Origin of the sequence: Nostoc sp. S13, assembly GCF_029379315.1 — a bacterium.
GTDB lineage: Bacteria > Cyanobacteriota > Cyanobacteriia > Cyanobacteriales > Nostocaceae > Nostoc.
Genome location: NZ_JAQYWQ010000164.1, coordinates 1 through 11507, shown reverse-complemented (window position 1 = coordinate 11507; position 11507 = coordinate 1). Strand labels below are relative to the sequence as shown.

At 43.1% G+C, this 11507-nt stretch carries 10 protein-coding genes; 4 read left to right on the top strand and 6 right to left on the bottom strand.

The features are described 5' to 3' along the window. Nucleotides 1–59: 59 nt before the first annotated feature. A complete protein-coding gene (gene trmD / locus PUQ00_RS30205) occupies nt 60–770 on the bottom strand; it encodes a tRNA (guanosine(37)-N1)-methyltransferase TrmD (protein WP_300423440.1) in 711 nt (236 codons plus the stop codon). Between the two features lie 538 nt (nt 771–1308). Here trmD and PUQ00_RS30200 point away from each other — a divergent pair. After that, nucleotides 1309–2172 (top strand): cyanophycinase, encoded by an 864-nt coding sequence (locus PUQ00_RS30200; protein WP_300423438.1) that lies wholly within the window; start codon nt 1309–1311, stop codon nt 2170–2172. 174 nt (nt 2173–2346) lie between these two features. Continuing rightward, a complete protein-coding gene (gene cphA, locus PUQ00_RS30195; RefSeq protein WP_300423441.1) occupies nt 2347–5052 on the top strand; it encodes a cyanophycin synthetase in 2706 nt (901 codons plus the stop codon). 53 nt (nt 5053–5105) lie between these two features. Here the strand turns inward: cphA and tatA are convergent, their stop codons facing one another. The 5 genes from tatA to PUQ00_RS30170 form a co-directional block, all read right to left on the bottom strand. After that, entirely contained in the window at nt 5106–5279 is a 174-nt protein-coding gene (gene tatA, locus PUQ00_RS30190) for a twin-arginine translocase TatA/TatE family subunit (protein WP_196527662.1), read from the bottom strand. Nucleotides 5280–5446: 167 nt separating this feature from the next. Next, nucleotides 5447–5920 carry a restriction endonuclease gene (locus PUQ00_RS30185; protein ID WP_300423437.1) on the bottom strand — a complete coding sequence of 158 codons (474 nt, stop codon included), beginning with the start codon at nt 5918–5920 and terminating at the stop codon, nt 5447–5449. A gap of 126 nt (nt 5921–6046) precedes the next feature. Then, nucleotides 6047–6922 (bottom strand): hypothetical protein, encoded by an 876-nt coding sequence (locus PUQ00_RS30180; RefSeq protein WP_300423435.1) that lies wholly within the window; start codon nt 6920–6922, stop codon nt 6047–6049. Nucleotides 6923–6965: 43 nt separating this feature from the next. Then, nucleotides 6966–8048, bottom strand: coding sequence for a site-specific DNA-methyltransferase (locus tag PUQ00_RS30175; protein ID WP_300423434.1), 1083 nt, complete (start codon nt 8046–8048; stop codon nt 6966–6968). 211 nt (nt 8049–8259) lie between these two features. Next, entirely contained in the window at nt 8260–9690 is a 1431-nt protein-coding gene (locus tag PUQ00_RS30170) for a serine/threonine-protein kinase (RefSeq protein WP_300423433.1), read from the bottom strand. Nucleotides 9691–9784: 94 nt separating this feature from the next. On the opposite strand from PUQ00_RS30170, the gene cbiT reads away from it, so the two are divergent. Next, a complete protein-coding gene (cbiT, locus tag PUQ00_RS30165; protein ID WP_300423432.1) occupies nt 9785–10387 on the top strand; it encodes a precorrin-6Y C5,15-methyltransferase subunit CbiT in 603 nt (200 codons plus the stop codon). Between the two features lie 176 nt (nt 10388–10563). Continuing rightward, nucleotides 10564–11445, top strand: coding sequence for a phosphatidate cytidylyltransferase (locus PUQ00_RS30160; RefSeq protein ID WP_300423430.1), 882 nt, complete (start codon nt 10564–10566; stop codon nt 11443–11445). Nucleotides 11446–11507: the final 62 nt, after the last annotated feature.

The window sequence follows — 11507 nt, the reverse complement described above, 5'->3', positions numbered from 1 at the left end:
TTGTCATTTGTCATTTGTCATTTGTCATTTGTCATTTGTCATTTGTCATTTGTCAGGAGTTAGAAATTATTATTCTCCCCCTGCTCCCCCTGCTTCCATTTATCCAGGAGATCAGGACGGCGATCGCGGGTTCTTTGAATTTGTTGTTCGTAACGCCACTGTGCGATCGCGGCGTGATTCCCACTAAGCAAGACATCAGGCACTTTCAAACCGCGAAAATTGGCAGGACGAGTATATTGGGGATAGTCCAATAACCCTTCCTCAAAACTTTCTGCTGTCAGGGACTCCGTTTTGGCCACAGTTCCGGGTAATAGCCGCACTACACCATTAATCAAAGCCATCGCTGGAATTTCTCCGCCAGTCAGAATAAAATCACCTAAAGATACCTCACGAGTTACCAAATGTAGCACCCTCTCATCCACTCCTTCGTAATGCCCGCAAATAACTACTAACTGGTCATAATTTGTCACCAATTCTTTCAAAAGAGGTTGATTAATTGTTTGACCCTGTGGACTCATCAAAATTACTTCTCTTCGGGGTAGAATCGGCAGCGACTCCACAGAGGTAAAAATAGGTTCTGGCTTCATTAGCATCCCAACACCGCCGCCGTAGGGTTCATCATCTACCTTTCGGTGCTTGTCAGTGGTAAAGTCCCGTGGGTTAATCAGATGCACTTCGGCAATCTGTTTGGCTAAGGCTTTACCCAGCAGTCCAGAATTGAGAACAGAGTTAAAACAGTCAGGAAAAAGCGTAACTATATCAAAGCGCACAGTTATTCGTATTCGAGGACACTAATCTTAAATTGAATGTTTAGCAAACACCATCAAGCCAAGGTCGGGTCAAACTCCAGTTAAACTTTATCAATAGTATCTAAAACTACCAGATCTCTTGGATTTTAGATGGGATCAAAAGTTTTTCTAATTACTTAATTTATGTTTAAATGTTGTCACAACTACATTTAAATTAATAATCATATCAAGTTAACAACTTCCAGGATGTATCGATCCAGCCTCAGAAAAAAGCGTAGTCTTAACTGCTCATCCCCAACCCTAGAGGCGGAATCTAGCCCCCTAAAGACTACTTTGCCCTGCTGCAAGTGGACAGGTGAAAAACAAGGCGCTGGCTTTGAGGAATGGGAACAAACACGTTTAGACTGAAGGCAACGCGAGCGTTAAGCGAGAATTTGGAGAGTGCCTGAAACAGTTCCAAACTTCCAAAAAGTGTCCTCTCAAAGAAGTCAAGCGCAAAAATCATGGCTGCTTCTGAACCTTGTTAAATTCACCTGAAGTTGTTGACAGGAGAAACACAATGCCGCAATTACAAGCTAAATCGCTAGAAATGAGGACACCCCAAGCAACTAAAACCGCCGTTCTGGTTATCGGAGGCGCAGAAGATAAAGTTCACGGGCGCGAAATCCTACGAACTTTTTTTGGACGTGCTGGTGCTAGTAAGGCTTATATTACAATTATTCCATCTGCCTCTCGCGAACCCGCCATCATCGGTGGTCGGTATATTCGCATTTTTGAAGAAATGGGTGCCCAGAAGGTAGAGATTTTAGACATCCGCGAACGGGAACAATGTGAAGCCTCCCAGATTAAAGCATCCTTAGAAGCCTGTAGTGGGGTATTTTTGACAGGAGGAGACCAGCTGCGTCTTTGTGGCGTATTGGCAGATACGCCAGCAATGGAAATTATTCGGCAGAGGGTAAGGGCGGGGCAACTTACGTTAGCAGGCACCAGTGCAGGAGCGGCAGTGATGGGGCATCATATGATTGCTGGTGGCGGTAGTGGAGAGTCGCCAAATCGTTCCTTAGTCGATATGGCAACGGGTTTGGGATTTATTCCCGAAGTAATCGTTGACCAACACTTTAATAACCGTAATCGTATGGGGCGACTGATTAGTGCGATCTCAGCTCATCCCGATCGCTTAGGTATTGGTATTGACGAAGATACTTGTGCTGTGTTTGAACGCGATGGTTGGCTACAAGTTATGGGCAAAGGCAGTGTCACCATTGTTGATCCCACCGAACTCACCCACACCAACGAACCCCATGTCGGTGCTAATGAACCATTAACCGTGCATAATTTACGTCTCCATATCCTCAGCTACGGCGATCGCTTCCACTTGTACCAGCGCACTGTATTGCCTGCTGTACATCGAATCTCCAGCTGACGGGATAGAGTATCTGAGGTTACACTGAGTTGACCGCACATTTATTATTTCTTCGCAGAGAAAAATGATAAGAATACCATGTAAAAAGAAAAAACTGTTTGCAATGAACAGTTTAGCGGTCAATTCCAGTAAGAAACTAGAATTTTGGTTCCGAATCTCCATCTACCTATTCCCATGAGAATCCTCAAGATCCAGACCTTACGCGGCCCAAACTATTGGAGCATTCGACGCCACAAGTTGATCGTCATGCGCCTCGATTTAGAAACCCTTGGCGAGACGCCCTCGAATGAAATCCCTGGCTTTTATGAAGGATTAGTTGAGGCGCTGCCGAGTCTGGAGGGTCACTATTGTTCACCTGGCTGTCGTGGTGGTTTTTTGATGCGAGTCAAAGAAGGCACTATGATCGGCCATATCGTGGAACACGTCGCCCTAGAACTCCAGGAATTAGCTGGTATGCATGTCGGCTTTGGTCGCACCCGCGAAACTGCCACACGCGGAATTTACCAAGTAGTGATCGAGTACCTGAATGAGGAAGCGGGACGTTACGCTGGACGAGCCGCAGTGCGCCTGTGCCAGAGTATCGTTGATCGAGGCCGTTATCCTAAGGCAGAACTAGAGCAAGATATCCAAGACCTGAAAGACTTCACCCGTGATGCTTCCTTAGGCCCTTCCACAGAAGCGATCGTCAAAGAAGCAGAAAAAAGAGGTATTCCCTGGATGTCTCTGGAAGCCCGCTTTTTGATTCAGCTAGGCTACGGCGTGAACCAAAAGCGGATGCAGGCGACAATGACCGACAACACCAGCATTCTAGGCGTAGAGCTAGCTTGCGATAAAGAAGCCACTAAACGCATCCTCGCTGCTGCTGGTGCGCCAGTACCTAAAGGTACAGTGATCAACTTCTTAGACGATTTAGAACAAGCGCTGGAATTAGTTGGTGGCTATCCCATCGTCATCAAGCCCCTGGATGGCAATCATGGACGTGGGATCACCATTGATATCAGAACTTGGGAAGAAGCTGAAGCCGGATACGAAGCTGCCAGACAGGTTTCCCGGTCAATTATTGTCGAAAGATATTACGTTGGGCGCGACCACCGGGTATTAGTGGTAAATGGCAAAGTAGTAGCAGTAGCCGAACGCGTCCCGGCTCATGTGATTGGCAATGCCAGATCGACGATCGCCGAACTGATTGAGGAAACAAACCTTGACCCAAATCGCGGTGAAGGACATGATAACGTCCTGACCAAGATTGAACTAGACCGCACTAGCTACCAGCTCTTAGAAAGGCAAGGCTATACCCTAAATAGCGTTCCAGCCAAGGGCACTATTTGTTATCTTAGGGCAACAGCAAACTTAAGTACAGGTGGTAGCGCCGTAGACCGTACCGATGAAATTCACCCAGAAAATCTTTGGTTGGCACAACGGGTGGTCAAAATTATCGGTTTGGATATCGCTGGCTTGGATATTGTCACCACGGATATTGGCCGTCCTCTGCGGGAAGTGGATGGCGTGATTGTCGAAGTTAACGCCGCTCCCGGCTTCCGAATGCACGTTGCCCCAAGCGTAGGCATCCCGCGCAACGTCGCTGGTGCAGTGATGGATATGCTGTTCCCTAACGAGCAATCTAGCCAAATTCCCATCCTCAGCATTACGGGCACTAATGGCAAAACCACTACTACCCGACTACTAGCACATATTTATAAACAGACTGGAAAAGTAGTAGGCTATACTACTACGGATGGAACATATATCGGTGATTACTTAGTAGAATCAGGTGATAACACAGGCCCCCAAAGTGCCCATGTCATCCTCCAAGATCCCACAGTAGAAGTAGCGGTACTGGAAACGGCTCGCGGTGGCATCCTCCGCTCTGGATTGGGCTTTGAAGCCGCAAATGTGGGTGTGGTATTAAATGTAGCCTCCGACCACTTAGGAATAGGCGATATAGATACCATTGAGCAGCTAGCTAACCTTAAGAGCGTAGTAGCAGAAGCCGTATTCCCTGATGGCTATGCGGTACTCAATGCCGACGATCACCGCGTCGCCGCCATGTCAGAAAAAACTAAGGCTAATATTGCTTACTTCACCATGAACCCCAACTCGGAATTGGTGCGGAAGCACATCCAAAAGGGCGGAGTAGCGGCAGTATATGAAAATGGCTATTTGTCAATTGTTAAAGGTGATTGGACACATCGCATCGAAAGAGCAGAAAATATACCTTTAACAATGGGCGGACGTGCGCCGTTTATGATTGCCAACGCTTTAGCTGCAAGTTTGGCAGCATTCGTGCAGAACGTCACAATTGAGCAGATTCGTGCTGGTTTGAAGACCTTCCGGGCTTCAGTTAGTCAAACACCCGGACGGATGAATTTATTTAATTTAGGCAATTACCACGCTTTGGTAGACTATGCCCACAACGCAGCCAGTTACGAAGCTGTGGGTTCCTTTGTGCGGAACTGGACTACAGGACAACGGATTGGCGTAATTGGTGGCCCAGGCGATCGCCGTGACGAAGACTTTGTTACTTTGGGCAAACTAGCAGCACAAATTTTTGATTACATCATCATCAAAGAAGACGATGACACCCGTGGACGTTTACGGGGATCAGCTGCCCAATTGATTATTCAAGGCATCACCCAAGTTAAGCCTGATAGCCGCTATGAATCAATTCTGGATGAAACTCAAGCGATAAATAAAGGCTTAGACATGGCTCCTGATAACAGCCTGGTGGTAATTTTACCAGAAAGCGTCACTCGCGCTATTAAGTTAATTAAGTTGCGTGGTTTAGCGAAGGAAGAGACACACCAACAAAATCCCGGCACAAATGTCATCGATTCCCAAAATGGGATCACACCTTCTTCTGTTGTTAATACCTTACTGTAGTCAAGAATCAGGAGGAGCCAACGCACTGCCTCCTGTATTCTGACTCCCTTTAATCATTGTTTTTCTTCTTCCTGATTGGTTTCCTCGCTGGGAGTTTTCATCTCCTCCTTAAAACCTCGTAGGGTTTTGCCCAGTGCAGTTCCCAGTTCGGGAATTTTTTTTGGCCCAAAAATTAGAACAGCGACTATGGTAATTACAGCTATTTCTGGCCATCCCAGTCCAAACATATAAATTTCCTCTAAGGCATCTGTAATTAAATATAGACATTGATGGCTCAAATCCGATGAGTTCGCCACTGATCAGCGCTCAACCCTCTTTCAAGATTGGTATAAATAAAATTAATATAATTACGTATTTTTACATATAGCAATACCAATATCGCCAAATAAATATCTCAACTGTTATCATTTATTTCATCTTCGATAGCTTCAGCAATCAAATCTTCTTCCTGTTCAATTTCATTTAACTCTTCGTCAGAAACGTCGAGTTCTTTCTTAGCAAATACTCGCCTAGCCTTTCTGTCGAAAATTTCAACAATATTCGTCTTATCCTTTTTAATTGCTTCTATATCATCTTTTTGTAACAAAATCATATAATATCGGGATACTTCCATCATTCTGTAAGCATATTGATAAGCATCCCTTGTAAACTCACCAGTTGTTACAACCATTACCACGTCTGCCCCTGTAACAAATGTCAGCCCAATTTCTTTGGCTAAGACATCAATATCAACCTTATTTGTGTTTTTGCATTGAATCTGCCACCGACTATAAACAAACCTGTCTGAAGCTGCCAGAACATCTACTTCCCCTTTACCATTTTCTCTACTGCGCCATTTTGTAAAACGTAGACTGGTTAGGCGTATCATCCAGACTGCCAGAAGCTCTAACGCTTTGCCTTTAATATGTTTATCTGGATGTTTTAATTCATTTACAACATCATCAAAGGTGCGGTTTAGTTCAATTTCCGAAAGCCTTGTTTCATTAGCGATTGATTATAGAAGGGGTGCTAATAGTTCAGACTGAGCTTTGCTAGTTAATCTGACTTTATTCGGTTTAGCTCCTCTGCCACCTGTGGTTTTTTCTGTTTCTATTAAACCGAGAGTTGCAAGAGGTTCAATAACATCCTTGACTAAATTTTTAGTTGTGAGTCTTAATTTATAAATACTTCTGGTATGTTGGGCAACTTTATTAGCTGGTATAAGTTCTTTCACATCAAGATTCAGCAGACTCAGCAGAAAATGTTTTTGTCCGGGAGTCAGGGTATAAAGCTCGTCGATAAAATCTTTATTGATGCCTAGAATTTCGGAAACAACATCCCAATTGATTTCGTATTCCCGTTCAAAAACACCTGCCAAGGACAACCAACTTCTCATTGTACTTGTGTAAATGGCGTTGGGCGATATGGCATATCCCCTTTCTTGTAATTCATAAGCTATCGATTCTAACTGTGGTTCTTCTCCTCTGGAATTAATTGCGTCGATAGCCTTTAATAAAGCCATGCCTGACAGATTATTTAATATGTGAGCCGCAAACCATCGATTTACAAAAGAGGTATTGTTGGACTTCAATAAAATTTCCTCAACAAGAGGAGTGATTTTATATTGGCGCGGCTGTTCCAAGTCCTCAATCAGCTGATAAGCTCTGAGTGATAAGAAACAATTCATTGCCAATTTGCCGATATTTTCTAAAGCCAGCATGGATGATGCCCGTTTAGAATGTTGGGAAAAATAACGTTGGGCAATATTGGCTTCCAGGGTGTCCCGACTTGGTTGGCATTCTTTACATAATTCCATAATTTCAACTAAAGAAAATTTTGCTGGCTCAAACTGATGTCCATAAGTAAACCTTTTTAATTTATTAGACTCCATTCTGCAATTTCCTTAAAACATCTGATTAGTTGGAGTGCCTTCTTTAAAATAGTCCTAACTGTACTGACTGGTTATTATCAGCATTTTCTGTTGCTATTGGTGGTAAATCTGCTGGAGGTTCAACAACCAAAGGAGCATTTTCTTCAAATCTCAGTTTTGAGCTGATGATATAGTCTTCATCAATCTCAAAAGCTAACCAGCGTCTTTGTAAAGTTTCTGCAACTCGACCTGTCATATTAGAACCAGCAAAAGGTTCTAAAACAATATCACCTGGTTCTGTACAAAGGTTGATGACAAACTCTGGTAAAGCTTGAGGAAATCTTGCCGGGTGTGGCTTAAAACCTTCTTGTTTGCAACGCCTTTGGTAATAATCGTTGGAAGCAGTATTCGAGGCAGAAATTACATTTACGGGCTGGATTAAATCTTCAAATAAAGTTTCTTCTATAAGAGTCTGTTGCCCTATTTCTTCTTTGTCTGTACTACAACGTCCATCAATAATATTCGAGGGGATAGCTCCTCCCCTATCCTTCCCAAATTTATCGGAAATATCATGACCTGATGGCCTAATTTTAGGTTTATAGCCATTCTTTAGAAGGTTTTTCATCGCATCACTATAAGGCTTTAAAACCCTTCTGTTATTAGCTTTAGGATGCGGTTCTTTTGATAGCCACCAAATAGTATTTACCGAATCTTTCACTCTTTCCCGGCGAACTGTTACCCATTCGGCGGGGGTGGGTAGTTTTGCTGGATTATACCAATACAATTCTTGTGCCAGATAAAATCCAAGTCCGCCTTTTTCTTTGGCTTTGCACAAAGCAACAACCAGTTCAAAATGATAAAGAGAACGAACTGGCATCCCTTTAATCCAACTGCCACCAATATCAATAACTAGTGAGCCTGTTGGTTTAAGAATACGGTAAAACTGTGCCGCATAATCTTTAAACCATTCAACATATTCATCGGCATCAACATTTCCGTATTCTTTTTTACGAAGCAGTGCAAATGGTGGAGAAGTACAAATTAAATCGATACTTTCGTCGGGAATACCTGCCATTAATTCTAGGCTGTTTCCCAAATAAGCAGCACCAAATTTTGTTTCGTAATAAGGGTTACAATTAAGTCTCATCTCAACTTTATTAGTACATTTGTACGGTCTATGAAGACATTATTATCCATAAAAGCATAAGTTTTCCAACTGTTAGCTATTTTTTTTGAGCAATTTGCTGGATGAATAGGGCAATCTGCCAAGTATCTGCACTCATAATAGTACATAAGTTCTATATCGAGTATGGTTGAGACAGAACTGGACACGTTGAACAAAGCAATGATCAAGGCAACTAATTTCTAATTGGATTTGTAATTGGCAAACCTAACCAATCGCTTAATTCATGAGCTAGCCATTCCAGTTCCGCTTCAGATTTAATAACACCACTAATACCACCAAGTTGATATTTTTTTACTCCTACCCAAATATCCAATTGTGCTGGAACAGGAATCCTAGTGCCTTCAGAATCTTTAGTAAAATGTTTGGGAATGTAAACCAACTTAGTAACACTTTGCCTTGGTGATGCACGGGGACGATAAGATTTCCAAGCAAACAACTCCCAGGTTAGGGCAATTTCTTTGGGATTCAGGCGTAAGCAGATGCGTCCAAACAAGTTAAAGAAAAATTTATACACCATCAGAAAGCCAGCACTCCAAAAAGGAAGTGAGAACAAAGCAAAGGGGATATTGACAGGAAAAGGAACCCAGAGTGCGTTAATTGTCCAAATTAGGATAAATGAATTCCAGGCGATCGCAAATACACCTGTGAGTACTATTGATGGATTAAAACCAGCTGGTGGAACGATAATTTCTAAAGAATCCCAATTTTTGGTTAGTTGAATCTTACTCCCATCTGGTTTACCAACAACCAAAGCAGGCAAATTTGTCGATTGTGGTTTCTCTAAAGCTGCGATCGCTTCGGTAGCAGAACTCAAACGCCGTTCTAAACTGGGTTCAATCATCCACTTTAGCCAATTGGTAAAGCTGGGACTCAGATTAGCTGCTTGTTCAAACTGAATGCGAAAATCCTTTTGGGGTAAATCGGCTGGGTAAGTACCCGTGACTAAATAAATTAAGGTTGCACCTAAACTATAAAGGTCAGATGCTGCAACAGTACGTCCACCAAATTGTTCTGGTGGCATATATCCATAGGTTCCTACCACAGTTCTTGTCCCGCTTTCTGTGGCGAGGACAGTCTGTACTGAGCCAAAATCTACCAGGTAAATTTGACCGATACTATTACCAGAGCGATCGCCCAATAAAATATTGCTAGGCTTAATATCACGGTGAATTACAGGCGGATACAGTCCATGTAGGTAAATAAGAATCTTTAAAAGTGCTTTGGCTATCTGCTTGACTTCTGCTTCTGTAAAAGTTCGCCCAGTTTGTAAATATTGCTCTAAACTTTGTGCAGGGATATAAGTTTGTACTAGGGCAAATCCTTTAATGTTTGGTAAATTTACCTCAAAATAGTTTAAATAGTGAGGAATTAAGGGATGTGACAAAGATTTTAAAATTTCAGCTTCCCGCTCAAACAGCTTAAGTGAATCCCATTCAAAGTCACCACCAAAAGAGAGTAACTTGATGACAACTAATTCCTGAGTTTGCAAATCACGAGCTAACAACGTCCGCCGCCCTGGTTTTTTTCCTAATAGCTGCTGAACTTCGTAGCGTAGACGTGTAGCGTCTTGTCCCTGGACATCGCCTAATATTTCGCCAATCATGATGGTTTCTGATAATGCTAGGGTTGAAAAGTTTTTAGAGCTTATGGCTTTTCAATTTGGCAAACCGATATCTTTAGTATAATTGCGTAGTCCTATGCCCTCCCAACTTTGGCCTTATATTACCCCTGGTATTCCCGATGAATTGTTTGAACATTTGCCAGGAATTCCCCTGAGCCAGCGAGAAGTCCGACTACTATTAATTGCCCAACTGCGACTAAAATCAGATTCTGTGTTGTGGGATATTGGCGCAGGGACAGGTACAATTCCGGTAGAGGTGGGGCTATTGTGTCCAGATGGACAGATTATCGCTATAGAAAGGGATGAAGAAGTCGCTAATCTGATCAAGCGTAACTGCGATCGCTTTGAAGTGAAGAATGTCAAAGTAATTGAAGGTAGTGCCCCAGAGTGTTTGCATGACCTCAAAGTTATTCCTCACCGCGTTTGTATCGAGGGAGGACGCCCCATTCAGGAAATTTTGCAAGCAGCTTGGCATTATTTGCCGCCATCCGGTCGAGTTGTAGCCACAGCTGCTAATCTAGAAAGTCTGTATGCTATTTCCCAGAGCTTTTCCCTGTTAAGGGCTAGAAATATCGAAGTTGTCCAGTCTGCGGTGAACCGCCTAGAAACACGCGGCTTTTCTCAAACCTTTACTGCCGTTGATCCCATTTTCATCCTCAGTGGTGAGAAACTAGACTAAATCAAAAAGATTTTAGATTTTAGACTTCGGCGTGAGCGCTCAGTCGAACGATTTTAGATTTTAGATTGGGGATTTAGGTCATAGTTCATAACAAACCAAGCCACAATTACCAATCCCTAATCTCGAATACCTAATCTCTAATCCAAAATCCAAAATCCAAAATCCAAAATACTTTTATGCCTTGGTCTCGGATTATTAGTGGAATTATTGCGATCGCTCTTGCTCTTTCTGTTACCCTTTTGGGGGGCTGGTACTTTACCATCATGTTTGCGGTTGTGGTCTTCTTGGGTCAACAAGAATATTTTAATTTGGTGCGAGCCAGAGGCATTACTCCTGCTGCTAAAACCACTATGGCTGTCAGCCAAGTTTTGCTGGTGATTTGTACTCTTGATGGCAGTTTAGCTGATGCTGTGATGCCAATTGCTGGCACACTTATTTGTTTTTACCTGCTGTTTCAGCCCAAATTTGCCACGATCGCTGATGTTTCAGCTTCTATCATGGGGCTATTTTACGTAGGTTATTTACCGAGTTACTGGGTACGGTTACGAGCAATTGATAGTGCTACTTTTAGCAATCTCCCTTTCGGAGGTTACTGGCCGACAATCTGGATAGATTTCTGGGAAAAGGCAAATTCCGCTTCTTTACCACAAGGTTTTACAGCAACACTACTGACTTTTTTGTGTATTTGGGCAGCCGATATCGGTGCTTACACCATTGGCAAATTCTTTGGGAAAACCCGTCTGTCTGAGATTAGCCCGAAAAAAACTGTAGAAGGTGCTGTCTTTGGCATGATCTTCAGTGTTGCTGTAGCTATAGCAGGAGCCTATTATCTACACTTGCCCAGATCTCCCTTCACTGGTTTAGCATTGGGTTTACTGATTGGCATTGCTAGCATTTTAGGGGATCTTACCGAATCTATGCTCAAGCGGGATGCTGGAGTCAAAGATTCTGGGCAGTTAATCCCCGGTCACGGTGGTATTTTAGACCGTACTGATAGTTATATTTTTACTGCTCCTTTGGTTTACTATTTCGTGACACTATTGTTGCCGCTTCTATAAGTGAGCAAGGCATTGGGCATTGGGCATTGGGCATTGGGCATTGGGCATTGGGCATTGGGCAT